The sequence below is a fragment of the Pseudonocardia alaniniphila genome, from assembly GCF_022524485.1.
Lineage (GTDB): Bacteria > Actinomycetota > Actinomycetes > Mycobacteriales > Pseudonocardiaceae > Pseudonocardia > Pseudonocardia alaniniphila.
Genome location: NZ_JAKXMK010000047.1, coordinates 18064 through 41619, shown reverse-complemented (window position 1 = coordinate 41619; position 23556 = coordinate 18064). Strand labels below are relative to the sequence as shown.

The 23556-nt window shown below is 68.5% G+C and carries 22 protein-coding genes and 1 pseudogene; 10 read left to right on the top strand and 13 right to left on the bottom strand.

Going from position 1 to position 23556, the window contains the following annotated elements; translation table 11 throughout:
• Positions 1 to 148: 148 nt before the first annotated feature.
• Positions 149 to 619: a DUF1622 domain-containing protein gene (locus tag MMF94_RS38785; RefSeq protein WP_241042473.1), complete on the top strand. Its 471-nt coding sequence runs from the start codon at positions 149 to 151 to the stop codon at positions 617 to 619.
• Here the strand turns inward: MMF94_RS38785 and MMF94_RS38780 are convergent.
• The 4 genes from MMF94_RS38780 to MMF94_RS38765 form a co-directional block, all read right to left on the bottom strand.
• Positions 531 to 1409: an ABC transporter substrate-binding protein gene (locus MMF94_RS38780; protein WP_241042472.1), complete on the bottom strand. Its 879-nt coding sequence runs from the start codon at positions 1407 to 1409 to the stop codon at positions 531 to 533. The genes MMF94_RS38785 and MMF94_RS38780 overlap by 89 nt on opposite strands.
• A 20-nt stretch (positions 1410 to 1429) precedes the next feature.
• Positions 1430 to 2173, bottom strand: coding sequence for an SDR family NAD(P)-dependent oxidoreductase (locus MMF94_RS38775; protein ID WP_241042471.1), 744 nt, complete (start codon positions 2171 to 2173; stop codon positions 1430 to 1432).
• A gap of 218 nt (positions 2174 to 2391) precedes the next feature.
• The gene (locus MMF94_RS38770) at positions 2392 to 4209 is read right to left on the bottom strand and encodes an AMP-dependent synthetase/ligase (RefSeq protein ID WP_241042470.1); all 1818 of its coding nucleotides are present in this window, start codon (positions 4207 to 4209) and stop codon (positions 2392 to 2394) included.
• A gap of 2 nt (positions 4210 to 4211) precedes the next feature.
• Positions 4212 to 5006: an enoyl-CoA hydratase/isomerase family protein gene (locus MMF94_RS38765; RefSeq protein ID WP_241042469.1), complete on the bottom strand. Its 795-nt coding sequence runs from the start codon at positions 5004 to 5006 to the stop codon at positions 4212 to 4214.
• Positions 5007 to 5169: 163 nt separating this feature from the next.
• On the opposite strand from MMF94_RS38765, the gene MMF94_RS38760 reads away from it, so the two are divergent.
• From MMF94_RS38760 to MMF94_RS38750, 3 genes are all read left to right on the top strand, one after another.
• Entirely contained in the window at positions 5170 to 5772 is a 603-nt protein-coding gene (locus MMF94_RS38760) for a TetR/AcrR family transcriptional regulator (protein ID WP_241042468.1), read from the top strand.
• A gap of 387 nt (positions 5773 to 6159) precedes the next feature.
• The gene (gene hpt, locus MMF94_RS38755; protein WP_241042467.1) at positions 6160 to 6729 is read left to right on the top strand and encodes a hypoxanthine phosphoribosyltransferase; all 570 of its coding nucleotides are present in this window, start codon (positions 6160 to 6162) and stop codon (positions 6727 to 6729) included.
• A 55-nt stretch (positions 6730 to 6784) separates the two neighbouring features.
• Positions 6785 to 8425 carry a phytoene desaturase family protein gene (locus tag MMF94_RS38750; protein ID WP_241042466.1) on the top strand — a complete coding sequence of 547 codons (1641 nt, stop codon included), beginning with the start codon at positions 6785 to 6787 and terminating at the stop codon, positions 8423 to 8425.
• 49 nt (positions 8426 to 8474) lie between these two features.
• On the opposite strand, the gene MMF94_RS38745 is transcribed toward MMF94_RS38750, so the two are convergent.
• Positions 8475 to 9443 carry a LysR family transcriptional regulator gene (locus MMF94_RS38745; RefSeq protein ID WP_241042465.1) on the bottom strand — a complete coding sequence of 323 codons (969 nt, stop codon included), beginning with the start codon at positions 9441 to 9443 and terminating at the stop codon, positions 8475 to 8477.
• Positions 9444 to 9571: 128 nt separating this feature from the next.
• Here MMF94_RS38745 and MMF94_RS38740 point away from each other — a divergent pair, with 128 nt between their 5' ends.
• Entirely contained in the window at positions 9572 to 10804 is a 1233-nt protein-coding gene (locus tag MMF94_RS38740; protein ID WP_379660469.1) for an MFS transporter, read from the top strand.
• On the opposite strand, the gene MMF94_RS38735 is transcribed toward MMF94_RS38740, so the two are convergent.
• The 5 genes from MMF94_RS38735 to MMF94_RS38715 form a co-directional block, all read right to left on the bottom strand.
• A complete protein-coding gene (locus MMF94_RS38735; RefSeq protein WP_277398927.1) occupies positions 10801 to 12294 on the bottom strand; it encodes a GMC family oxidoreductase in 1494 nt (497 codons plus the stop codon). The genes MMF94_RS38740 and MMF94_RS38735 overlap by 4 nt on opposite strands.
• A 162-nt stretch (positions 12295 to 12456) precedes the next feature.
• The gene (locus MMF94_RS38730; RefSeq protein WP_241042463.1) at positions 12457 to 12831 is read right to left on the bottom strand and encodes a Zn-ribbon domain-containing OB-fold protein; all 375 of its coding nucleotides are present in this window, start codon (positions 12829 to 12831) and stop codon (positions 12457 to 12459) included.
• The gene (locus tag MMF94_RS38725; protein ID WP_241042462.1) at positions 12828 to 13976 is read right to left on the bottom strand and encodes a thiolase family protein; all 1149 of its coding nucleotides are present in this window, start codon (positions 13974 to 13976) and stop codon (positions 12828 to 12830) included. The genes MMF94_RS38730 and MMF94_RS38725 overlap by 4 nt, the downstream gene beginning before the upstream one ends.
• A complete protein-coding gene (locus tag MMF94_RS38720; RefSeq protein WP_241042461.1) occupies positions 13973 to 14431 on the bottom strand; it encodes a MaoC/PaaZ C-terminal domain-containing protein in 459 nt (152 codons plus the stop codon). Before MMF94_RS38720 ends, MMF94_RS38725 begins: the two co-directional genes overlap by 4 nt.
• A gap of 14 nt (positions 14432 to 14445) precedes the next feature.
• Positions 14446 to 15252, bottom strand: a complete 807-nt coding sequence (locus tag MMF94_RS38715) for an IclR family transcriptional regulator (protein ID WP_241042460.1) — start codon at positions 15250 to 15252, stop codon at positions 14446 to 14448.
• 2 nt (positions 15253 to 15254) lie between these two features.
• On the opposite strand from MMF94_RS38715, the gene MMF94_RS38710 reads away from it, so the two are divergent.
• Together MMF94_RS38710 and MMF94_RS38705 are read left to right on the top strand one after the other, a co-directional pair.
• A complete protein-coding gene (locus tag MMF94_RS38710; RefSeq protein ID WP_241042459.1) occupies positions 15255 to 15455 on the top strand; it encodes a hypothetical protein in 201 nt (66 codons plus the stop codon).
• Positions 15452 to 17593 carry an acetate--CoA ligase family protein gene (locus tag MMF94_RS38705; RefSeq protein ID WP_241042458.1) on the top strand — a complete coding sequence of 714 codons (2142 nt, stop codon included), beginning with the start codon at positions 15452 to 15454 and terminating at the stop codon, positions 17591 to 17593. The genes MMF94_RS38710 and MMF94_RS38705 overlap by 4 nt, the downstream gene beginning before the upstream one ends.
• 138 nt (positions 17594 to 17731) lie before the next feature.
• On the opposite strand, the pseudogene MMF94_RS43490 reads toward MMF94_RS38705, so the two are convergent.
• Positions 17732 to 18103, bottom strand: a pseudogene (locus MMF94_RS43490) (transglycosylase family protein); the annotation flags it as partial.
• A gap of 571 nt (positions 18104 to 18674) precedes the next feature.
• On the opposite strand from MMF94_RS43490, the gene MMF94_RS38695 reads away from it, so the two are divergent.
• Positions 18675 to 19328, top strand: a complete 654-nt coding sequence (locus MMF94_RS38695; RefSeq protein WP_241042457.1) for a helix-turn-helix domain-containing protein — start codon at positions 18675 to 18677, stop codon at positions 19326 to 19328.
• A gap of 8 nt (positions 19329 to 19336) precedes the next feature.
• Here MMF94_RS38695 and MMF94_RS38690 read toward each other — a convergent pair whose 3' ends face one another.
• On the bottom strand, positions 19337 to 20029 hold the full coding sequence (locus tag MMF94_RS38690; protein ID WP_241042456.1) for an SDR family oxidoreductase: 693 nt from the start codon (positions 20027 to 20029) through the stop codon (positions 19337 to 19339).
• Between the two features lie 361 nt (positions 20030 to 20390).
• Here MMF94_RS38690 and MMF94_RS38685 point away from each other — a divergent pair, with 361 nt between their 5' ends.
• Complete coding sequence (locus MMF94_RS38685; RefSeq protein ID WP_241042502.1) at positions 20391 to 21785, top strand: amino acid permease; 1395 nt, start codon at positions 20391 to 20393, stop codon at positions 21783 to 21785.
• A 143-nt stretch (positions 21786 to 21928) separates the two neighbouring features.
• The gene (locus tag MMF94_RS38680; protein WP_241042455.1) at positions 21929 to 22843 is read left to right on the top strand and encodes a hypothetical protein; all 915 of its coding nucleotides are present in this window, start codon (positions 21929 to 21931) and stop codon (positions 22841 to 22843) included.
• A gap of 61 nt (positions 22844 to 22904) precedes the next feature.
• On the opposite strand, the gene MMF94_RS38675 is transcribed toward MMF94_RS38680, so the two are convergent.
• The gene (locus MMF94_RS38675; protein WP_241042454.1) at positions 22905 to 23396 is read right to left on the bottom strand and encodes a hypothetical protein; all 492 of its coding nucleotides are present in this window, start codon (positions 23394 to 23396) and stop codon (positions 22905 to 22907) included.
• Positions 23397 to 23556 lie beyond the last annotated feature (160 nt).

Sequence of the window (23556 nt, the reverse complement as noted above, 5' to 3'; positions counted from 1 at the left end):
GGCCGAGTCCGCGCCTGAATAAGCAACAGCAGCGTCGGTATACGGCTTTCCACGGTTGTTGCGCAGTTTGGCCTGCTCGGTGAATCCGGATCCGATGCGGCGATGGATGCTGTAGAGAGGAGTCACCGGAACACAGGGACGGGGCGAAATGCTCTTCGATGACGTGATCGAGAAGATCGGGATGGTCATCGACGCCGCCGGCGTCGCGATCATCGCCGTCGGTGCTGCGATCGCGGTTGTCGTTGCGGTCATTCGCCTGGCGCAGCGCAGGGCCGGGGGCGACGTCTACCGCCAGTTCCGGCGAATGCTCGCCCGGACCGTCCTCCTGGGACTGGAACTACTCGTGGCCGCCGACATCGTCCGTACCGTGGCGATCCTGCCCAGCCTCAACAGCGTGGCGGTGCTGGGTGGAATCGTCCTCATCCGTACGTTCCTGAGCTTCTCGTTGGAGCTGGAGATCACCGGCCGCTGGCCATGGCAGAAGTCCAGCCCGTCGAATGTCGACAGCTCGTATGAGGCCGGACGCAATTCTATCGGTCGGCGGGGACGAGATCGGTGCGGTAGACGTCGGCAGCCCGGAATGTCGCGGGGACGCCGAGTTCCGCGGCGACGGCTGTGATCGCGGCGTCCCCGATCTCGAGGTCGGCCTGGCCGTCGTGGGTGAAGTGCGGGATCACGAATCGGTCGAGGTGTGCGCGGATCTCGTCGTCGGTGTGGCGGCCCATGAAGCTCCGCACGTGGTCGACCACGGTCTCGGGCCGGTCCTGGATGGTGTGCAGGGCGCGCCGGCTGGCGCGGACCATCGCGTGCAGCGCCGGGCTGTCGAGCGGGATGTAGGTCGGGTCGACCATCACTCCCACGGTCGGGATCTGGAAGTGGTCGCCCACCCAGGCGAGCACCCGCCATCCCTCCTGCTCTGCCACCTGTTCGGGAGCCATCGTGCTGCCGATCAGCGCGGCGTCGATCTCACCGGCGCGCAGACTGCGCAGGTGCATCCCGTAGTCACCGGGCGTGCGGTACTGACATTCGAGGTCACGGTCCGGGTCGAGTCCGGCCCGGCGCAGCACGATCCGTGCGAAACATCCGGGGGCGGTCTCCGGAGCGTGCACGGCCAGCTTGCGACCTTTCAGGTCCTGCAGTGACTCCAGCCCGGCGCGGCCGACGAACCAGAACAGCGGCCGGTGGGTGCTGACACTCAGCCCGGTCCGCGGGATGTCGTCGGTGAGCCGCGACAGCATCGACCGGCCCAACCCGATCGTCGCGCCGCGACGCAGCCGCTCGGTCTTCCAGGCGACCCCGTCGCGCAGCGCGACGCGTACGCCTTCGTCCTCGAAATAGCCCTCCTGGTCCGCGATGTACGCGACCAGCTCCTCGTGTATGCCACGTCCGACGTAAGCAAGATCGAGCATTTCCAATGCATCATCCCTTTTCAGTCCATTGCGAGACCACCGTTGACCGGTGCGTAGCTTCCCGTGGTGAAATCGGCTTCGTCACCCGCGAAGAAGGCCACCGTGCGGGCGACATCGGCCGGGCGGGCGAGGCGACCGAGTGGCGTGGCCGCCGCCATCTGTGCCAGCAGTGCCGGGTCGAGCTTCTCCTCCGACCAGGTCTCCTCGACGGTCGCGGGCGCCACGACGTTGGCCGTGATGCCGTGCGGGCCCAACTCCTGGGCCACGTAGCGCACGAACTGGTTCAGAGCGGCTTTGGCCGTGCCCAGCGCGATCATCCCGGAGCGAGGACGGCGCGAGAGGCCCGTGCTCAGATAGACCAGCCGGCCTCGGCCGCGCTCGACCATGTCCGGCACCACCGCCTTGGTCACGAGAAACGCCGCACGCATCTCCTGGTCGAGCTTCCCGCCCAACTCCTCCCAGGTGAGGTCGCGGAAGGAGCCCATCGCGAACGGTGTGGGGGCGTTGTGCACCAGCACGTCGACCCCGCCCCACCGGTCACGGACCTCGGCGAACATCCGATCCACGTCGGCGGGCAGGGTGACGTCGGCCTGCGCGGCCCACGCCTCACCTCCGGCCGCGCCGATCGCGGCGACGACGGCGTCGGCCTCTTCGCGGCTCGAGCGGTAGTTGACCACGGTCCGCATCCCGCGCTCGGCGAGCAGTGTTGCGCACGCCCTCCCGATCCCGCGGCCTGCTCCCGTCACCACGGCGACTCGTGACAATCGTGGCACTCCTTCCCGAGGTCTTCCGCCATTCGCCCAGAGCGCTCGGTTCCCCCGGCCCGTAGCGCGGACCAAAGTGGTAGTAAACTGAAACCACCTTAGGTCAGCTGGTCGTGATCTGCAGCGGTATGTGAAATTCGACGCCACGATCGGTGCCGCAGAGAGTTGCTCCCGCTCATGTCGCGGGCAGTGGAGGCCGGATGACAGGTCAGCGCTCACTACTGGTCGCGCTGGGCGTACAGGGCCGCGAGATCGTCGGCGTGCCGGCGGTGGATGACTGCTCGCCGGAGTTTGAACGTGGGGGTCAGTTCGCCCGATTCAACGGTCCACGTCGTTGCGAGCAACCGGAACCGCTTGATCTGTTCGGGCCGGGACAGGTGGCTGTTGGCCTCGTCCACGACGCGCTGGGCCTTTGCGAGCACGGCCGGATGATGGACGAGCTCGTCCGGGTCGGTACCGGAAATGCCCTGGTCCCGGGCGAACTCCAGCAGGTTTTCCGGTGGGGCGGTGAGCAGTGCGACGACGTATGGCCGTGTGTCACCGAAGGTGAGCACCTGGTCGATGAACGACTGCCCCGCCACCCGGAACTCGATCGCCGTCGGGGAGATGTTCTTGCCTGCCGCGGTGATGATGATGTCCTTCTTGCGGTCCGTGATGTGCAGGCGCCCGGCCTCGTCGACCCGGCCGATGTCGCCCGTGTGCAGCCAGCCCCTGGCGTCGAAGAGCTCGGCATTCGCATCCGGCCGGTTGCGGTAGCCGGGGGTGTTGCCCGGTGAGCTCACCAGGATCTCGCCGTCGTCGGCGATGTGGATCTCGGCGCCCGGCAGGGGGAGGCCCACGGAGCCGCGGGAAGCGGTGCCCAAGCGTTCGCAGGCAACCACGCCGCTGGTCTCGGTGAGCCCGTATCCCTGGATGATCTCGACGCCGAGGGAGGCGAAGAAGCCCCGCACGTCGTCCCCGATCGGAGCCGCGCCGCTGGCGGGCACCAGCGTCCTGTCGAGCCCGAGCGCCGCCCGCACGTCTCGTAGGACTCCTTCGCGGGCCTCGGCGGCCTGCATCCGGAGAGCTGCGGGAACGGGCATGTCGTCGTAGCGCTGCGCCCACTCGCGCAGGAGTGTGTCGCGGTCGCGCGCGAGCTCGTCGCCCCGCGAGCTGAACGCGGGCGAGGCGAGGAGTCGTTCGGCGCCCTGGAGCAGCTTCTCCCACACGCGGGGAACGGCCATGAAGAAGCTCGGCCGGAACACGTGGAGATACTCCGCGAGCCGCTCCGGGGCAGGGCAGCACAGCACGTGTCCGCCGGTCTGCAGCGGCAGGTAGATGCTCCACAGCCGTTCGGCGACGTGAGCGAGCGGCAGGTAGGAGATCCCCCGGTACTCGTAGTCGGTCAGGCCGGCTCGCTCGATGGCGCCGGCCATCCAGCGCATGCTGCCGTGGGTCAGCACCGCGCCTTTGGACGGACCCGTGGTACCGGATGTGTAGACGTAGGTGACGGCATCGTGGGCGCGGATGGCCGCCTGGCGGGAACGCAGCGTTGCGTCGTGCTGCTCCCGGTGGCCCGCGCCGGCCGCTGTCAGCTTCTGCCAGTGGAGCTCGCCGTGCGTGGGCTCGCCGTCGACGTCGAGCGTGACGAGGACCGGCCGGTTCTGCTCGACCCACGGAAGCTCCGTGATCCTGGCGAGTGACGCAGGCCCGTCGACGACGATGATGCGCGGTTCCGCGTCGGAGGCGACGTGGGCCAGCTGCTCGGCGGACAGCGTGGGGTAGAGGGTGACCGAAACGGCGCCGCAGTGTGCAGTGGCGAGGTCGGCGACCAGATGCTCGATCCGGTTGCCGGCCAGGATGGCCACGGTTTCGCGCGCCTGCAGGCCGAGGTCGAGAAACGCCGCCGCGGTGTCGAGGACGTACTGGTGGTAGTCCGCCCATGTCGTCGTGCGCAGCTCGCCGTCATGGAGTTCGGAGACGGCCGGCGCCTGCGGACGCTGCCGTGCCTGCCGTTCCAGCAAGGCGCAGATCGACTGCGACGACGTGGTCTCCACTATCAGCGGTTCTCGAAGACCAACTGGTCGTGGTTCGCCCGGAACTTCCGGGCGCCCTGCGAGAGAAGCTCGCCGACGGCGTGCTGCATGTCGTGGCTCTCGAACAACGGCGTCGCGGCATCGAGCAGGTAGCGGTCGGCCTCCCGGGGCCCGTGCGCGAGCCCGTACCGGACGAGTCGCTTGGTGACCGCGTGCGCGGCCGTCGGTCCCTTCGCCAGGCGCTGTGCCCAGCCGAGCGCGTGTTCCCGCAGCTCACCGTCGGGGACGACCCGGTTGATGATGTTCCAGCGCTCGAACGTGGCGGCGGTGTACTGCTCGGCCCCGAAGGTGATCTCCCGGGCGCGGGCCGGTCCGCAGCGCTCTGCCAGCCGGTAGACCCCGCCGAGGAACGTCGTCGCCCCGATCATGGCTTCGACCTGGGCGAAGCGAGCGGACTCCTCGGCGACGATCAGGTCGCAGGCGAGCGCGAGTTCCAGCCCGGCGGCCAGGCACAGGCCGTGCACTGCCGCGATGACGGGGAACGGGGCGTCCTCGATCGCGGCGATCAATGGCATGGACCGGCCGATCAGTTCGCGCGCGCCGCTGATCGTGCGGGCCCGGAACATGGAAACGTCTGCGCCGCCGGAGAATACGGCGCCATCGGCCTGGAGAATCAGCGCACGCTTGCCCTCGTCGGAGGCGCGCTCGACGTCGGCCAGGAGGCTATCGGACAACTCCTCGTTGAACAGGCTTGCTGGTGGGCTGCTCATCGTGACGACCGCGACGGTGTCCACGGCCTGATACTCGGTGTGACCCATTTGTACCTTTCCTTCGGACGTTTGCGCTGGTCGTGGCCTTGTATTGAGCGTTAGACTAAGTCGTCTAGACCAGGTCGTCAAGGAATCGTGGAAGGTTATGGCCACGTCAATGAACGGTTAGTATGGATGGAAAGGACCTTTTTCGTAAGAGGACGAAGACGACATGAGCACGCAGCAGAGTGAGCCGTTGTCACACAAGGAGCGGCTGCTTCGGCAGGGCCTGAAGTACTTCTACGACCGTGGCTTCCACGGCACTACGGTCGATGCGATCCTGGAGGCGTCGGGGGTGCCGAAGGGCTCCTTCTATCACCACTTCGGATCGAAAGAGGAATTTGCGCGAGCTGTCCTGACCCGCTACACGGACTTCCAGCTTGCCCTGCTCGACCGCTGGGCGAGCGAGCCGGATCTCTCCGCGACCGAACGGCTCGGCGGATACGTCGACGAACTGGTGGAGCTCTTCGTGCGGTCCGGCTACCGGCGGGCTTGCCTCGTGGGGAAGCTCTCCACCGAGGTCGCCGTCGGCTCCGACGCCTTCCGTGAGCAGATCGGCGCCTCCCTGCTTGCCTGGCGGGAGCACTTGGCCGCCCTCCTGGCGCAGGGGCAGGAGAGCGGCGACGTCCGTGCCGACCGCACGGCGGAGGAGCTGGCGAACGCGATACTCGCCCTCATCCAGGGCACCTTCGTCCTGTGCATCGCCACGCGCGACGAGGAGGCGCTGAAAGCGGTGCGATCGACCGCCCATCTCCTTGCAGCGCGCCCCGACTAGTACTCCCAGCGCTATGCCGCGCTCTGGTAACCGCCCTGGTCGGCCACGTGTTCCAGAGAAAGTGCAAAATAGAACACCTTTCGCGCTCTTCCGGAATGCGCACGCTCTGTCCGGCTTCACGTCGTGCCGGCGGCGCATGTTGTTGCGACATTCATCGCGGGGGGATAGCGTGCTGCTGGATGTGGCGGCACCAGGGGCGCGCGATCCTCAGGTTTATCAGGCACTGGCCGCCATCTTCCGGGCCCGCCCACACTCGGCATCGTGAGTGGCGCTCAGCCAAGGCTTGCAGCTGACTGTTCGTCGAACCGTGCACGACGTGGCGTTCATCCCTGAATTGACGGGATCGGGAAAGAATCTTGCTGTTATATGCAGACGGGACGATACGGCGTGTATGACGCAGAGTTGGCTCGTGTGCTCCTCACGGAGCAGCAGATCCGCAACAAGATCGATGAGCTGGCCGAGCAGCTCAGCCGGGATTTCCGAGAGCGCTGCCGGGATGGCGCCGATGCTCTCGTGTTGGTCGGGGTGCTGAAGGGCAGCGTCATGTTCCTGGCGGATCTGGCCCGTGCGTTGTCGATTCCGGCGCAGCTGGAATTCCTGACACTGAGCTCGTACGGGTCGGCCGCCGTGTCCTCGGGCAAGGTGCGTCTGGTCAACGATCTGGAGACGGATCTCAGTAGCCGGCACGTGCTGATCGTCGAGGACGTCATCGACTCCGGCCTCACCCTGGCCTGGTTGCTGCAGCACCTCGAGGTGCGCAAGCCGGCCTCCCTCGAGGTGTGTGCCCTACTGCGCAAGCAGACCACGCGGAAAGCCGACGTTCCGGTGCGCTATGTCGGGTTCGACATCCCGAATGAGTTCGTTGTCGGCTATGGAATCGACTTCGCCGAGCGCTACCGCGACCTGCCCTTCATCGCGATCCTGGAAACTGCCGCCGAGCCCTGTACGCCTCGGTGAGGATGTGATGGGCTGGCACGACTTCGCCGGATGACGAGACGCACAGGAGAACCGCGTGGACGAGTGTGATGTGGTGGTCATCGGTGCCGGCCATCAAGGCCTGGTCGCTGCCACCGTGCTCGCCGACGCGGGATTGTCCGTGGTGGTCGTCGAGGCCAACCCCACGGTGGGCGGGGCGGTACAGAGTGGCGAGGTGACGCTGCCCGGATACGTCCACGATCTCTATGCCACGAATATGAACCTGTTCCTCGGATCCCCGTTCTTCGCGAAGTACGGTGCCGAGCTGTGCAACGAGGGGTTGCGGTTCGCGAGGTCCGCTCACCCGTACGCATCGGCCTTCCCCGACGGTGCGAATCTTCGCGTCACATCCGACCAGGACACCACTCTCGCGATGTGGCAGGAACACTCCCCGGCGGATGCGGCTGGGTGGGGGCGCCTTCGCGAACTGTTCGAGGCTTTCGCCGCCGCCTACCTACCGATCTACACCAGCCCCCAGCCGTCGTGGGTCGCCATGAAGTCCGTGCGCGAGGTGTGGCGCCATCGCAAGAGCATGCCGCCGGGGGATCTTGCTGCAACGCTCCTCTCCTCGACCCGAGCGCTCGGCGACCGTTACTTCTCGACGCCCGAGGCGAAGTCGTTGGCGGCTGCCTGGGGCATGCATCTGGACTACGCGCCCGACATCGCCGGTGGCGCCGTCTTCCCCTTGCTGGAGATGTTCGCCGACATGCTGGGAGGCATATCGATTGTGGAAGGCGGTGCCGGGCGGCTTCCGGACGCGATGGCCGCGCTGGTGAAGGCACGGGGCGGCACCGTTCTCACCGGTGCGCGGGTGGCCCGCGTCGACGTCGACGGGAGCGGTGCGCGCGGTGTGACCCTCGCCGACGGGCAGCGGATCAGTGCGCGGCACGGGGTCGTCTCGACCGTCGTGCTGCCTCGTCTCGTGCAGGATCTCCTCGCCGACGCCGCGGTCCCCAACGGAATGTCGGCCACCGCGCGGAACTATCGATTCGGGCCGGCCACCTTCATGCTGCACCTGGCTCTCGATGGCCGCATTCCGTGGCGGGATCCGCGGTTGTCCGATTTCGCGTACGTCCATATCGGCTCGTACGTCGACGACATGGCGCGGACGTACCAGCAGGCGCTCGCACACCAATTGCCCGAGGCCCCGTTGCTGGTGGTCGGCCAGACCAGCGTCGTCGATCCCACCAGGGTTCAACGAGCAGGACAGCACGTCGTGTGGATCCAGGTCCGCATGGTGCCGTCACAGATCACGGGCGACGCAGGCGGCCGGATCAGCGGAACACACTGGCCGGACGTGCGCGAGGCCTACGCCGATCGCGTGACAGACATTCTCGAGGCGCACGCCCCGGGCCTCACAGGGCAGGTGCGTGCTCGGGCGATCTCTTCTCCTGACGACCTGGAGCGGGCGAACAGCAATCTCGTCGGCGGCGACTCGATCTCCGGCAGCCACCATCTCGATCAGTTCCTGATGTTGCGCCCCAGCCTGGGGCTCAGTCGTTATCGCACGCCGATACCCCGGCTCTTCCTGGCCGGCGTGGGAACCTGGCCGGGGGGCGGCGTCAACGCCATCTCCGGCCAACTGGCCGCCGAGACGCTGCTGCGGACGTTGCGACGTAGCCGGTTTCCTCAGATCCGGCCGGGCTCACGACCGTCCTCGTCCGTCCATCCGGGATGATCGGACGGGCCTTGGGCAGGCAGAACTCATTGCCGATGTCGACCGACCGTCAGTGGCGGGTGTGCGCGATGTCGCCAGCGCTGCGGCGTGGTGTCGTTGCCCAGGACGGGAGCCAGGCCGTTTCAGGGAGCGGTGTCAGGCCGGCGAAGTGGTTGATGATCGATTGAAGTCCCGGATGCGGATTCGTCCTGGGGAACATGAGGGAGAGCGGGTAGGCGAGCGTCGGGTTCACGATCGGGATGCGGCGTAGGTCGTAGTTCGTCGGCCAGACGTACCGGTCGCGCGCGCCGACGAGGGTGGCCACGTCGGCGGATTCCGCGAGCTCGTCGATGAGTACCTCGGTGCCGAAGTTGGGGCCCGCCGCGTCGATGCGGAGGTCGAAGGCGGTGGCGAGCTGGTCGTAGAACTCTGCCCATTCGCTTCGGGGCGCGATACCCGGCACCCAGATCCGAAGCTTGCGCAGCCGGGGTGGTGTCAGTGTTCGTGCGGAGGCAAGCGGATGCCTGGGGCCGACGAGGAGTTCCAGCGGGGAGTCGAAGGCGTGGATCATCTGCACGTCGCGCGGCAGCGTGGCCGGATCGGTGACGGTGCGGAACGAGGCGTCGATGTCGCCTGTCCGGACGGCGGCGGCCGCCACGTGAGGGTCGTCGACCCTGAGGGTCACCACGTCGAGGTCGGTGTCGGGATGCGAGCGCCAGTAGTCGTGCAGAACGACGGCCTGCGCGCTTCGGAGGCCGAGAACGTCGATCCGAAGGGCCCGTGAGCCCGGCCTGACCGAGGCGACGGCGCGATCGACACCCGCGACGATGCTCCGTGCGTGTGAGAGGAACGCCTGGCCGTCGAGCGTCAGTTCGACCCCTCGTGCGGTCCGGGTGAAAAGGCGGACCTCCAGTTCGCGCTCCAGGGCGGCGATCCGCTTGGAAACCGCCTGCTGTGTCACGCCCAACTCGTCGGCTGCGTGTTGCAGCTGTCCGAACTCGGCCGCCCGGACGAACGACCGCACTGCCTCGGTATCCACTGATCCAGCCTATGCCGATCCAACCAATCGTTGTGGCTCGCCGAAAGTCGGTTGTTTGATCACGCGCTCGTGTAACCGATGTGATTCCGGGATCCAAACATCGGTTGTCTTGGAGGAGTCATGTGCGCGTGAGATTCGGGTCCGGTTTCGGCTGGCTGTGGTCGGCCTACGCCGTCAGCACGTACGGCACGTGGATCGCCTTCGGAGCGTTCCCGCTCATCGCTGTTCGAGTGCTGCACTCGTCGGCATTCGAGGTTGCGCTTCTGGAGGCAGCCGGGCTTGCCGTCGCGGCGATCGTTGCGGTCCCGCTCGGGCCGTGGGTCGAGCACCGGTCCAAGCGCCCGGTGATGATGGCGATGGACCTGGTTCGGTTCCTCGCGATGGCGAGCGTTCCGGTCGCCTACGTTCTGGGCTTGCTGTCCTACGGTCAGCTGCTGGCGGTCTCGGTCGTCTCCGGAGCGGCGAGCATCGCCTTCACCGCCGCGTCCGGCGCGTACCTGAAACACCTCGTCCGCAGCGACCATCTCCTCATCGCGAACGCGAGATTCGAGGGCACGAGCTGGGTGGCGACCGCGGCCGGACCGCCCCTCGGCGGCGCGCTCATCGGGCTGCTGGGCCCGGTCGTCACCATCACGGCCGACGCGCTCAGCTACCTGCTGTCGGCGCTCGCGGTCCTCCGCATCCGCGGAGGCGACGTCGCAGCACCTCGCGACCCGGCCACCAGATTGCGCGGAGCCGACCTTCTCGGTGGCTGGCGCTTCATCCTCCACGACCGCGTACTACGGTGCCTGTTCCTCAACTCGATCCTGGTCGGCGGCCTGATCATGGCCACCGTCCCGCTCCTGGCCGTGCTCCTGCTGGGTGACCACCACGTCCCGGCCTGGCAATACGGTCTTGCCTTCGGCATCCCGGCACTCGGCGGCCTCGTGGGCGCCCGCCTCTCCGCACGCCTCGTGAGGCGTTACGGCCGGCACCGGGTCATGACCGTCTCCGGCTGGCTGCGATCGCTCTTCCCGCTCGGTCTCGCGTTCATCCATCCCGGCATCACAGGGCTCCTCACCGTGATCGTCGTCGAGGGCCTGCTGATCACCTGCATGGGCATCTTCAACCCGATCTACGCCACAGCACGCCTGCAACGGACTCCCGCGGATCATGCCGCCCAAGTCCTCACCGCATGGAGTGTCAGCAGCAAACTCGTGCAGGCCACCCTCATGGTGATCTGGGGTGTCCTCGCCACGCTCACCAGCCCCCTCTCCGCGATCACCGTCTCCGGCGTTCTCCTGCTCGCCACCCCGCTATTGCTGCCCAAACGGACTCACTCGTCCGACCCCGGTGTCAGCGACGCCGTGACCCCGAACTAGGCCGCTCTCCGGTCTCGGATCAGTGCCGCGGCGCGCTCGCCGATCGCCAGCACCGTGGCGTTGGGGTTGGCTCCGACGAGGTCCGGCATGACCGAGGCGTCGGCGACGCGCAGGTGTGTGACGCCCCGGACGCGGAGTTCGGTGTCGACCACTGCCTGCTCGTCGTCCCCGATCCGGCAGGTGCCTGCTGGATGGGCCCCGCTGTGCACGGACTCCCGCAGGTACTCGCGCAACCGGGGCCGATCCTGGATGTCCGGGCCCGGCCGGAGTTCCTGCTCGCTCCAGCCGGCCAGGGCCCGGGTGCCGGCGATCTCCCGGGCCATCTGCAGCCCGGCCAGCAACACCGCCACGTCCCTGTCGTCGGTGAGGAGGCCGGGATCGATCCGGGGTGCGACGGTGGGGTCGGCCGAGGCCAGCGTCACCGTTCCGCGACTGTGTGGGCGCGCGGCGGCGACGGCGACGGCGTACCCGCCAACCGGAACGGTCGCGGGGTAGAACGGTCGGTCGAAGAAGAAGATCTGGACGTCCGGTGCGTCGAGCGTCCGGGTGGTGCGGAGCAGGGCGCCCAGAACCCGATGGACCTCCGTGCTGGAGGCCACCGGCCCGGCCCCCGACCGGATCACGCGGGCCATCGGATGGTCCTGCAGGTTCCGGCCGACCCCGGGGAGGTCGGCGACGACGTCGATCCGGTGGCGGCGGAGGTCGTCTGCCGGTCCGATGCCCGACAGCATCAGCAGGTGCGGAGACCCGATCGCTCCGGCGCACAGCACCACTTCCCGGGTGGCGTCGATCCGCCGCCGCACACCGTCGAGGACGTACTCCACGCCCCGGCACCGACCGCCGGAGAGCACCAGGCCGCGGACGACAGCGCCTGCCATGACCGTGAGGTTCGGCCGGTCCGCGAGGACGGGGCGGATGTAGGCGTCGGCCGCGGACTGCCGGTGTCCGTCCACGATGTTCTGGTCGATCCAGCCCACGCCGTCCTGATCGGCGCCGTTGAGGTCGTCCGAGATCGGGAGGCCGAGTTCGGCCACGGCTTCGAATGCGGCGTTCTCGAACGGCGCGACTTCCTCGGCGCCCGTCACGATCATGGGGCCGCCGGTGCCCCGGTACCGCTCGTCGCGGCCGGCCGCGTGCTCGCTCCGGCAGAAATAGGGGAGCAGATCCTCGTATCCCCAGCCCGTCGCGCCCGCAGCGGACCAGCCGTCGTAGTTGGCCCGGTGCCCGCGCAGATGCATCATCCCGTTGATGCTGCTCGTCCCGCCCAGCACCCGGCCTCGCGGATAGTCCAGGTCCCTTCCGGTCAGGGCGGTCTGCGGTTCGGTGGTGTAGGCCCAGTCGACCGAGGTACCCAGCAGCCTGGGCCAGGTCCACGGCACGGACATCGCCTCCGGGCCGTCGGCCGCTCCCGCTTCCAGCAGCACGACTCTCACGTCCGGGTCCTCGGAGAGCCGTGAGGCGACCACACATCCGGCAGTGCCTGCACCCACAACGAGATAGTCAGTGGTGTCGGAATCGCCGTAGATATCCACGATCGCCCTTTCGTCTGCCTGCAGCGAATTCGAGGATACGGGGGTGCGCCCACCGGCGGAATCGAGAAAACGAGCTGTAACAGGAATTGCGAATTCGCCCGACACGTAGTACGACGCCGATTACGTGGACGCCGCCGCCGGGTCGACAGCATCGAAGTGTGGAACCTCGTGCGTGAAGCCGGCGCGCACCCGGTCACCGACCGTCAACGTGGGTGCGCAGCGCCCCATCGCGCGGACCTGCTCGTCGAGCTCGACGAGGCAGATCCCGAACGGTGTGGGTGGGTGATCCGCTCCTCGGGGTGCCCGATGGACGACGGTGATGGCGGTGACGGTGCCGACCCCGTGGCTGGGGAGGCGGTCGATCGTGTCGTGTCCGCAGGCCGGGCAACGATCCCGGGGCAGGTAGCCTCGTCGGCCGCATCGCCGGCACTGGCTGTAGAGGATCCGGGGGACGCCTCGCGTCCAGTCGGCGTCCGGGCCCGGCTCGGTACTCACGCCGCTTCCACCACGATGCTGACGTGCGCCGACATCACTCCGCCGTCGGCGTGTGCGAGTGCGGTCCGGGGCGGGCGGGGCACCTGCCGCGCTCCGGCGGCCCCGCGCAGCTGCGTCACCACCTCGGCCAGGTGCGCCATCCCGCCGCCGACCCCGCAATGTCCGTAGGACAGCAGACCGCCGTGCGTGTTGAGGGGAAGACGGCCGGCGCGGTCGAAGCTGCCACGGGCGGCGTCGGCACCACTGGTGCCCGGAGTGGAGAAGCCGATCTCTTCGAGGAGCATCGCGAGGGTGATCGTGAAGCTGTCGTAGATGCCTGCGATGTCGACGTCGTCGAGATCGCGACCGGCCCGTCGCAAGGCCGTACGCGCGGCGCGCCGGGCTCCCAGGTCGGAGAAGTCGGCTTCGCAGATGTGTTGATGACGATGTCCTTCTCCGGTCCCGGTGATGCGCACTGCCCGTCCGCCCCGTGGCTCCGCGCTGACGAGGAACGCGGCCCCGCCGTCGGAGACGGGGCAGCAGTCCAGGAGCCGGAGGGGTTCGGCGATCATGCGCGACTGCTCGACGTCGGCGACGGTGACGGGTGCACGCAGGTGAGCGCCCTCGGTCGGGCCGGCGTGGGCCCGCATCTGCACGGCCAGCGGCGCGAGGTCGGCCGGGGTGAGGTCGTGCTGGGCGAGGTGGTGTGATGCCAGGAGCGCGTAGTACGCGGGAACGGTCGCGCCGAGCGGGACCTCGTACCGGCGGTGCCCGACCTGGGCCAGCGTCCTGGTCGAGACGTCGCCGCTCTGCCCGCTTGCGCGGTCCTCTCCCGCCGCGACGAGCACCGTCGTCGCGTCGCCTGCCCGGATCAGCCGTGCCGCAGCGGCCACCATCGCGAGCCCTGTTGCACCGCCCGCGCTCATGCCGAACGCTGCGTCGGGCCGGGCGCCGATCTGCTCGGCGAGCAGATCGGCGGGCATCAGATGGCCATGGGTTGTCGCGTAGCCGCAGATCACGACGTCAACCTCGGTCGCGAGAACCTGCGCGTCGTCGAGGGCTGCCAGTGCCGCGCGAGCCTGCCACTCGAGGGCGGTGGGACCGGGCTGCCGTCCGAACGGGGTCAGGCCCACCCCGCTGAGCCACGGGCCACCGTTGCCGGTCATCGGGCTGCGGGTTCCGGACGCAGCTTCACCATGACGTCCATCCGACCTTCCTGTGTCACGTCGCCATGCTGGTTGACCAGCGAGAACCGGCGCTCCACGACACCGGCGTCGCCCCGGCTGGTCAACCGGGTGTCGAGGATCGTGACCCGCGCGTGCACGGTGTCGCCGATTCTCACCGGCGCGCGGAAACGCCAGCCGTCGATCCCGAGAAGCGCGACGGCGCTCCCCTCGAACGCGCCTGTCCGGGAGATGAGGCCCAGGCAGAGGGACAGGCCGAGCGCGCCGTGCGCGATGCGTTCCCCGAATCGGCCCGCGGCTGCCGCCACGGCGTCGGTGTGGACGGGGTTGTAGTCGCCGGTCCAGGCCGCGAAGGACACGATGTCGGCCTCGGTCACGGTCCGCGCGGGCGACACCAGTTCCTGCCCTGTCGCGAAGTCCTCGAAATACAGGGGCATGTCTCCTCCTGGGGTCAGCCCGTCTCACGGGAGCGGCCGGTCGAGGGCTGGGGGTGCGCAGCGGCCTCGGCCGTGCACTGCGCGGCGATTCGTCGCATATGCCGGCAGACGTCGCGGCGCTCGTCGTCGTCGAGTGCTGCCAGCACGCCGAGTGCCACGAGCACGCCGGCGAGTTCGTGGCGGGCGTTCACCACCGGGCAGGACACGGCGTAGATGCCGGCGACGTACTCACCCTTGGACTCGAGGATCTCGCCGCGGCGCAGCGCGTCGACCTGTTCGAGGTACATGGTGGGGTCGGTCGTGGTTGCTGCCGTCATCTGCGCCAGTCCGGGGGCGAGCAGCCGCTCGCGCTCCTCGTCATCGGCGAAGGCGACGACCCACTTGCCGTAGGAGACCGACGTGATCGGAAACCGATTCCCCACGGAGACGCTGACGCCGGCGGCAGACGGCGGCTCGACCTTGGCCATGTACATCATCCGGTTGTCGCCGGCGCGCTGGACGAATGCTGCGGTGAGGCCGGTGTGCCGCGAGATCGCCGCGAGCAGCGGGCGCACCCTGTGGAGCACATCGAGCCCTTCCTCGGCCCGCACCCCGATCACGACCGCGTACTCGCCCAGCCGGTAGCGGCGGGTCTCGTCGTCGTAGGAGAGCAGGTCGTGCCCCTGCAGGGTGCGCAGGACACGCAGGCAGGTGGTCTTGGAGACGTCCAACTCGGCGGCGATCTCGGAGAGCGTGCTCTCACGGGTGCGGTAGCGGCTGAGCAGCTTGAGCACCCTGGCGGCGAGGTCCGCCCCGGGCGAGTGGTAGCCGATTTGTGCCATATATGAAACGCCGTTCCTTCGGCTCACTGTCACCGGACTATGGCAAGGCCGATCTGAGCCTGTCAAAGGTCTCGTTCGAGGAATGCGAGGCCGTTTCACTGGTGGAACGAGTGATTGACACCGGCAGCGGCGCGGCGAAATCTCGCGACGGCGATCTTGAGCGGCACCACGCCGCAAGCTCACCGACGAGCGGAGCAGGATGACCGACGAACTCGTGATGCGGCCCGACCCGCAGAAGAGGACCCCGACCGTGTCGAGCGCCCGCGACCCGTTGCACGCCGTTCTGGACCCAGGATCCGTGGCGATCATCGGAGCGTCCAGCGACCCGGACAAGGTCGGTGGCCGCCCCGTCGATTACCTGCGGCGGTACGGCTTCGGTGGCGTCATCCACCCCGTGAACCCGCGCCGCGACGAGGTGCAAGGCCTGCGCACGGTGCCCAGCCTCGCGGCCCTCGACGAACCGGTCGACGTCGTGCTCGTCGCGGTACCCGGAGCGGCTGCGGTGGAGGCGGTGGAGGCAGCGGCAAAGGCCGGGGCCCTCGCGACGATCGTCATGACGGCCGGGTTCGGCGAGACCAGGAGCCCGGAGGGCGTCGCGCAGCAGCAACGGATGCTCACAGCGGCTCGGACGGCCGGAATGCGCCTGTTCGGGCCCAACTCGCAAGGGCTGGCCAACTTCGGCACCGGCGCGGTCCTCGGGTTCTCCACGATGTTCGCCGAGCAGCCCCCACAGGACGGCCCGGTCGCCGTCATCAGCCAGAGCGGCGCGATGTGCTCGGTGCCCTACGGGCTGCTGAGGCGGCGCGGCATCGGTGTCCGGCACGCGCACGCCACCGGAAACGACGCCGACGTGACCGTCGGCGAACTGGCCGCAGCGGTCGCGGCCGACCCCCAGGTCCGGCTGATCCTGCTCTACCTGGAGAACCTCGCCGACCCGGAGTCGCTGGCTGCTGCGGCCCGGGTGGCCCGCGAGCGGGACCTGCCGATCGTCGCGCTGATGGGCGGGCGCAGCGCCGCCGGGCAGCGCGCCGCGAAGTCGCACACCGGTGCGCTCGCAGGCGAGCGCCGCGTGATCGACGCCTACTTCGCCGAGCTCGGCATCCGGCGGGCCATGAGCATGCCGGAACTGGTCGACACCACGGAGTTGTATCTGCAGGACTGGCGCCCGCAGGGTCGCCGGCTGGTCGTCGTCAGCAACTCCGGTGCGGTCTGCGTCCTTGCCGCCGACGCTGCCGAGGACCGCGCCATGCCGCTCGCCGCTCTGTCCGCGGAGACCGAAGAGCGCGTCGCCTCGGTCCTGCCCGGCTTCGCCACCTCGGCGAACCCCATCGACGTCACCGCGGCGCTCCTCACCGACAGCGGGCTGTTCGGGCGGGTCCTGCCACTGGTCGCCGAGGATCCTGACGCCGACGCGTTCCTGCTCGGGATTCCGGTGGCGGGCAAGGGCTACGACGTACCGCGGTTCGCGGTCGACGCGGCCGAGTTCGCCGCGCGCACGCGCAAGCCCCTCGTCGTCGCCGCGCCGCAGGAGTCGGTTGCGGAGGAGTTCCGTCGCCGCGGCATGACCGTCTACCCGGACGAGTCGACCGCCATCGGCGCGCTCGACCACTACCTCGCACACGCCGAGCTGCGACGCTCGGTGCGAACCGAACCTCGCTCGTACGGGACCGGACCGGCGTCGGCCGACCCCGTCACACTCGACGAGGCCGCCGCGCTGGCGCGGCTCGCCGACGCAGGGATTCCCGTCGTGCGACATCACCTGTGCCGTAGCCGGGACGAGGCGGTCGCGGCGTTCGCCGAGCTCGGGACCGGAGACGTCGTCGCAAAGGGCTGCTCGATCGATGCGCCGCACAAGTCCGAGCTCGACCTCGTCGAGCTCGGCCTGACCACACCCGACGCCGTCGGTGCTGCATACGAGCGGCTCAGCGCGCGGATTCGGCACCTCGGGCTCGCGTTCGGTGGCGTGATCATCGCCGAGCAGGTCCGTGCACTGCACGAGATGGTGGTCGGGGCTCGCCGCGACCCCACCTTCGGACCCGTTGTCCTCATCGGGCAGGGCGGGAAGTACGTCGAGTACCTCCCGGACGTTCAGGTCGTGCTCGCGCCGCTGGGGCGCGAACGGGCCCTGCAGGCGATCGGGCAGTTGCGGCTCGCCCGCGTGCTCGGCGGGGTCCGTGGAGAACCCGCCGCGGACGTCGACGCCCTCGCCGACCTGGCGGTGCGTGTGGGCGAGATGGTGGCGACCGACCCCGGCCTCGTCGCGATCGACGTCAACCCGGTCATGCTCCGGGCTGCCGGCGAGGGCGCGGTCGTCGTCGACGCGCTGGTCCTCGCCGGGTGATCACCGAGCGGCGACGGTGGCTGCGGGCCGACCACATCTCGGCCGGTGCGCCCGGGCCCCGCCCGACCCCACCGACGTCCGACGGGGAGTGGTGAGGGCTGGGGAGCCCGGGCACGAGTACACCTCGGCTCAGCGCAGGCCGAGCTTGCTGGAGCAGACCGGCCACGCCTTCCAACCCTGCGTAGCGAGGACGCGCTGAGCGACAGCGATCTGCTGGGCCCGGCTGGCCTGGTGGGGCATGCCCTGGCCGCCGAATCCGCGCCACGTGCTCATCGTGAATTGCAGGCCGCCGTAGAAACCGTTTCCGGTGTTGGTCTGCCAGTTGCCGCTGCTCTCGCACTGCGCAACTCGGTCCCAGAGGGAGGCCGGCGCAGCGTTCGCGGTCGGCGTGGCGTTCGCGGTTCCGGCGATGGCGAGCGGGATTCCGAGCGCAACTGCGCCGGCTACGGCCACGCGGAGGAGAGCTCGACTCTTGCGGGGTTTCGGGGTGTTCATTCTGATTTTCTCCATGGCGCACCCCGAGACGAACCTGCTGGTCAGCGGGTTAGAGGCGGCCTGGAAAATGGGGTCCAGGTGCTTCTTCGAGCCACGGGGTCGGCTCGATAAATGGCCGTCTCGGCCCAGTCCCGACGGGGGATCGGCGGACCGGAACCGGGGACTGGGGGCGGTGCGACGGTTCCGGATGTTTTCCCGATCGCTCCTCTCCGGAACGACCGCCACATGAAGCTACGAGTTCTGTCCACATGATCGCTGGGTGACCAGCATCACCTGATCAAATGATCTGATCACTAGTTCTGTAAATTACCTGGTCGCAGTGCGAATGTGTGGAATTGATCACCGGGGTGATGCGACAGAGGAAATACATCCATCCTGGAAGTAGTGATCCGGCGCACATGGCGGCCTCGTTGTGGATCTCCCCCGGGTGCGGGATCGGGCGTGCCTACGTCAAGCGAGCGCAAACAGCAGTGATGACGCTGGTAGCAGCGCCACTCCTGCCCGCAGTGGCCGACGGCGGATCGTAGGCTGAGGGTTCCCGCGCTATTCAGGAGCCGGCAGTCACAGGTGCACGGGGAGGGCGGGCATGGCCGAGGCTGGTCAGGACGACGGTGGACCGGGTGTGATCCGGTCGGCGTTCGGGTTGCTCGAACTGCTGGGGGGCCTCGGCCGGGCCCGGCTGGCCGACCTGACGAGGGAATCCGGGCTGCCTCGCACGACCGTGCATCGCCTGATGGGCCAACTGGCGGCCGTCGGGGCGGTCGAACGCATCGACGCGCACTACAGGCTCGGTCCGAACCTGCTGACCCTCGGCCGGCGCGTGACACCGCTCGAACGGCTGCGCGCCGTGGCGCAGCGGCCGCTGATCGAGCTCGCTGCGGCAACCCCGGCCCACGTAGGCCTGCTTGTGACGGCGGCCACAGGGCCGATCTACCTGGACGTGTTCCTGGGCAGGGGCCGGTTGCCGTTCCGTCGCGAGCCGGGTGAACCGGCGCCTTCGGGCTCGGCCGGGGCGCGGCTGCTGCAGTCCCGCGGGCGGGCTCTTGTCATCGACGACGGCAGGTCGATCGACGGTGTGAGTTGCGCTGCGCATGCGCTCCCACTGCCCGGCGGCGACGTCGCATGCGTCGGCATGACCGTCCCGCTGCCGCGGTTGCCTCGCGCACTTCTCGCCCCGCTGCAGGCAACCACGAGCCGTATCGCGACGCTGCTGGCCGCGCACCCGGCCGAGCCGATGTGAGCCCGGTGTCAGCTCGCCCGCATCCCGCCGTCGATCATGAGGTCGATCGCGCACACACCTGTGTTGGTGAGCAGGAAGTCCGTGGCATCGACGATCTCGGCGATCGTGACGAGCCGGCCCAGCGGCGTGCGGGCGATGGCCGGGTGATCGGGCTGATCCCGCCACCGTGAGCTGTCGCCGACCACCCCGGGGTGCAGAGCGTTGATCCGAATCGGCGCCAGCTCCAGCGCGAGCGTGCGGACCAGTCCGCTGACGCCGGCGTTGAACGTGGTGACCATGGTGGAACCGGGGTAGGGGCGGTTTCGGGCCAATCCGCCGAATACCACTATCGACGCCGACGGCGTGAATCGCTCGCGTACCACCCGGATCGTCTCGGTGAAGCCGATCAGCTTCACCGTGACCGAGTCCGCCGCGGCGTCGACGTTGAATTCCGCCAGGGTGTTTCGAGATGTGTCGTTGGCTGCTGTGGCGAGGACGAGGTGATCGACCGGCCCTAATCCGGACAAAGCTCCCTCGATGCTGTGGGGGTCCGAAAGGTCGAGCGCGCGGCCGTGGGTATCTCCCCCGATGTCACGTGCCGCCTTCTCGGCGCGATCGGCACTGCGCGAAGTGAGTACGACGTGGTCACCGAGCGTGGCCCTGTTGCGGGCGATTCCCAAGCCCAGGCTGCCGGTGCCACCGACAATCACAGTGGAAGTCATGGGGATGACGATAGGAAGACTTGTGGGGAGACTCCAGGTGGTGTCCGCTCAACGGACCTGTGGTCCTGCGGCCCGCCGGGCGATCGAGCGCTGAAAGCGGGCCGTCGGCTTTGCGGCGGTGCTAGCGTCGTCGGCGCCGGTAGTAGCGCTAATTTCACTCATTTTCATTCGAAATGGATGATATAGGCACAGTGGAAAGTGAATGCAAAGTCATTGTGACGCGACGGAGAAGGGAATCTCCTTGAGCCTGCGTGACGGGGCACCGGTTATCGGTGGTGGGCGAGCGCGTGTCAAGTCGGTCGAGCAGTCCGTCGCCGATACGGACGAGCCGGGCACAAGGCTCCGCAAGGAGCTCGGGGTGATGGATCTGGTGGGGTTCGGCGTTGCGGCCGTGGTGGGCGCCGGAATCTTCACGCTCACTGCGAGTACGGCGGGCAACGTGGCCGGACCATCGGTGTCGCTGGCATTCGTGATGGCCGCCGTGGCGTGTGGGCTCGCCGCGTTGTGCTACGCGGAGCTCGCCTCCGTCGTCCCGGTGGCCGGCAGCGCGTACACCTTCTCCTACGCGACGTTCGGCGAACCGGTGGCCTGGATCGTCGGCTGGGATCTGGTGCTGGAGTTCGCGCTGGGCGGCGCTGTGGTGTCCAAGGGATGGTCGCAGTATCTGGCCCAGTTCCTGACGCAGGCCGGAGTGCCGATGTCCGCTGCCACGGTGCCGTTGGGCCCGATCGAGCTCGACTGGGGCGCGTTGCTGATCGTCGTGGCTCTCACCTCGGTCCTCGCGCTCGGGGTGAAGCTGTCCAGCAGGGTCAGCCAGGTCATCACCGCGATCAAGGTTCTGGTGGTGTTGCTGGTGGTCGTGGTCGGTGCCGGCTACGTCAAGGTGGCGAACTACAGCCCGTTCATCCCGCCGCCTGCCCACGGGTCCACATCGGTCCATACGGGTTCGTGGCTGCACCAGACACTGCTGGAGAGGCTGTGGAGCAGCGGGGGCAGCAGTTACGGCGTGGCCGGACTGCTTGCCGCGGCGTCGCTGGTGTTCTTCGCGTTCCTCGGTTTCGACGCGCTGGCCACCAGCGCGGAGGAGGCCCGCGATCCACAAAAGGACATCCCTCGCGGCATCATCGGCGCGCTGGTGCCGGTGACGGTTCTGTACGTGGCGGTCTCGCTCGTGCTCACCGGCATGGTGAGCTACACGGAGCTCGCCACTCGGCCGGACGGCACAACGGCCACCTTGGCCACCGCATTCGCGCTGGACGGGGTCAGCTGGGCGGTGGTGGTCATTTCCTTGGGAGCGTTGGCCGGGCTGACGACCGTCGTTCTGGTGGCCATGTTCGGCCAGATCCGGATTCTGTTCGCGATGGCGCGGGATGGGCTGCTGCCGCGCGGGCTGGCGAAGACCGGCTCCCGGCAGGTGCCGGTGCGGATCACCGTGATCGTGGGCGCGGTGGTGGCCGTCGTCGCCTCGTTGCTGCCCGCCGGGGATCTGGCGGAGATGGTCAACATCGGCACGTTGTTCGCATTCGTGCTGGTGTCCATCGGGGTGGTGGTTCTGCGGCGCAGCCGACCCGACCTGCCGCGTGCATTCCGTACCCCGTTGATGCCGATCATTCCGATCTTGGCCGTGCTGTCCTGCTTGTGGCTGATGGTCAACCTGAGTATCGAGACCTGGCTGCGGTTCGTGGTGTGGATGGTTGTCGGACTCGCGCTCTACTGCGGCTACGGCCGGAGGCACTCCAGGTTCGCCCGCTCATGAACTGGCACGGCGTGGGCCGCTTTCCGGTTCACGTTCCCGGGCGTGCTGTGGATCACTGGATTCGTCGAACCGCGACGGGCCGTCGGTTCGTGTGATCACGCGACCGGGTCGGAGCGACCGCCTACAGATCGAGGGATTTCCTGATGAAGCTCATCTCCGTTGTCCGGTACGGGGTCATCGCCGCCGCAGGCTTCGCCGCGCTCACCGCGTGCGGCCAAGGTGCCCCCGCCTCGCTGGCGCCGGTGGTGCAGCAGGCCCCCGTTGCGCCGACGCCCCTTGCGTTGCCTCCCCAGCAAGGTGACCAGCAGACGCTCGAGCCCCTGGGTCAGGTGCAGATCTTCCAGGAGGCGGCCCCGAGCTACGTGACACCGCCTGCCGGCCACAAGCCGGCCAAGACCATCCAGATGCAGGCGGCTTCCAGCCCCAAGGTCGGCACCTACGTCACCGACAGCGCCGGCATGACCCTCTACAAGTCCACCTCGGACAACACGAACCCGCCGCGGTCCAACTGCAGCGGCCGCTGTGCCGAGGTCTTCCAGCCGATGCTGGTGGACGGCGCCGCGAAGATCTACCTGTCGGGGATCGACGCTTCCAAGGTCGGCGTGATGCAGCGGTCCGACGGCACTGTTCAGGTGACCCTCAACGGATCGCCCGTCTACTACTACTCCCAGGACCGACCCGGCCAGATCAACGGCCAGGGTGTCTCGAACACCTGGTCCGCTGTGAACCCGAAGGGCGGCAGCACGGCCGTGCAGGTGTCGAGCAACGGGCGGTCGTCGAACAACGGCCGGTCGGCCGGCGACGGACAGTCGTCGAACAACGGGCAGTCGTCCAGCAACGGGCAGTCGTCGAGCAGGTCTTCAGGATCCTCGACGGGTTACGGACAGTCGGGTGGCTCGTCGGGCTACCAGGGCTACGGGCAGTCCTCGGATAGGCAGTCGCAGGGGAGCGAGATCGCTTCTGCTGCCCCGGCGCCTGCCTACGGCCGGTCGTCGGGTGGGTACTCGTCGGCCGGGCAGCCCAGCCGTACCAACGGTTCTTCCTACTCGCAGAACTGATCGGCGAAACGCCGGCCGCGGACGACCGCGGTCGGCGTTCTCGTATGCGTCAAGTGCGGACTCAGAAGGTGATCCGCGGTCGCATGCCTGCGACGACGCGGCAGGTGATGCACAGATCGCTGTGCTCGCTCGGGACCTCGGGCGGCATCGTGATCCCACCCCCCGTGATGTGCTCGGCGACGCACCACAGCGTGTGCAGATCGTTCTCGGCGAAGAACAGGGCGTCGGCCTCGAAGGTGGTGAGGCCGAGCAGATCACGGGCGACGCCGCCGATCTCGCGTCCGTCGGTGAGCCGGCGCGCGGAGTAGGCACCGTGCCACTGGGAGACCGGGTCGGTGATCGGTTCCCAGTCGAGGGCGAGACCTTCGTGCCGGACGACTGTGCCGGCGAGGCAGTGCGAGGTGCCGCAGCCGGGGCGGCGCAGGGCCCAGAAACGTTGTTCGTGCTCGTCGCGGTGGGCGGTGACGTACTCCAGTTCCTTCCGCAGCCGGGCGACGTCGATGTCGGGAGCAGCGAGCTTCGACAAGCGGTCGGGTCGGGGTTGAGTGCGCATCCGAGTGCTCCTTCGGTTTCGGCCAGGAGTGCGGTCGTCGGCCCCGCTACCGGTGGACGTCCGGTGCGTGCGCGCTGGTCAGTGTTGCGCAGAATCGCCCCAAGGTCATGCGGGAACTCCGATCACGTCGGCGTGCTGACCTTCGCGACGGGCCGGCTCC

What these genes read in the sequence shown, in the direction of transcription:
- MMF94_RS38705 (WP_241042458.1), top strand. Translation starts at nt 15,452, where the DNA reads ATGACCGACGAACTCGTGATGCGGCCCGACCCGCAGAAGAGGACCCCG.
- MMF94_RS38720 (WP_241042461.1), bottom strand. Translation starts at nt 14,431, where the DNA reads ATGCCCCTGTATTTCGAGGACTTCGCGACAGGGCAGGAACTGGTGTCG.
- MMF94_RS38695 (WP_241042457.1), top strand. Translation starts at nt 18,675, where the DNA reads ATGGCCGAGGCTGGTCAGGACGACGGTGGACCGGGTGTGATCCGGTCG.
- MMF94_RS38780 (WP_241042472.1), bottom strand. Translation starts at nt 1,409, where the DNA reads ATGCTCGATCTTGCTTACGTCGGACGTGGCATACACGAGGAGCTGGTC.
- MMF94_RS38685 (WP_241042502.1), top strand. Translation starts at nt 20,391, where the DNA reads ATGGATCTGGTGGGGTTCGGCGTTGCGGCCGTGGTGGGCGCCGGAATC.
- MMF94_RS38715 (WP_241042460.1), bottom strand. Translation starts at nt 15,252, where the DNA reads ATGGCACAAATCGGCTACCACTCGCCCGGGGCGGACCTCGCCGCCAGG.
- MMF94_RS38690 (WP_241042456.1), bottom strand. Translation starts at nt 20,029, where the DNA reads ATGACTTCCACTGTGATTGTCGGTGGCACCGGCAGCCTGGGCTTGGGA.
- MMF94_RS38760 (WP_241042468.1), top strand. Translation starts at nt 5,170, where the DNA reads ATGAGCACGCAGCAGAGTGAGCCGTTGTCACACAAGGAGCGGCTGCTT.
- MMF94_RS38710 (WP_241042459.1), top strand. Translation starts at nt 15,255, where the DNA reads ATGAAACGCCGTTCCTTCGGCTCACTGTCACCGGACTATGGCAAGGCC.
- MMF94_RS38785 (WP_241042473.1), top strand. Translation starts at nt 149, where the DNA reads ATGCTCTTCGATGACGTGATCGAGAAGATCGGGATGGTCATCGACGCC.
- MMF94_RS38765 (WP_241042469.1), bottom strand. Translation starts at nt 5,006, where the DNA reads ATGGGTCACACCGAGTATCAGGCCGTGGACACCGTCGCGGTCGTCACG.
- MMF94_RS38675 (WP_241042454.1), bottom strand. Translation starts at nt 23,396, where the DNA reads ATGCGCACTCAACCCCGACCCGACCGCTTGTCGAAGCTCGCTGCTCCC.
- MMF94_RS38725 (WP_241042462.1), bottom strand. Translation starts at nt 13,976, where the DNA reads ATGACCGGCAACGGTGGCCCGTGGCTCAGCGGGGTGGGCCTGACCCCG.
- MMF94_RS38680 (WP_241042455.1), top strand. Translation starts at nt 21,929, where the DNA reads ATGAAGCTCATCTCCGTTGTCCGGTACGGGGTCATCGCCGCCGCAGGC.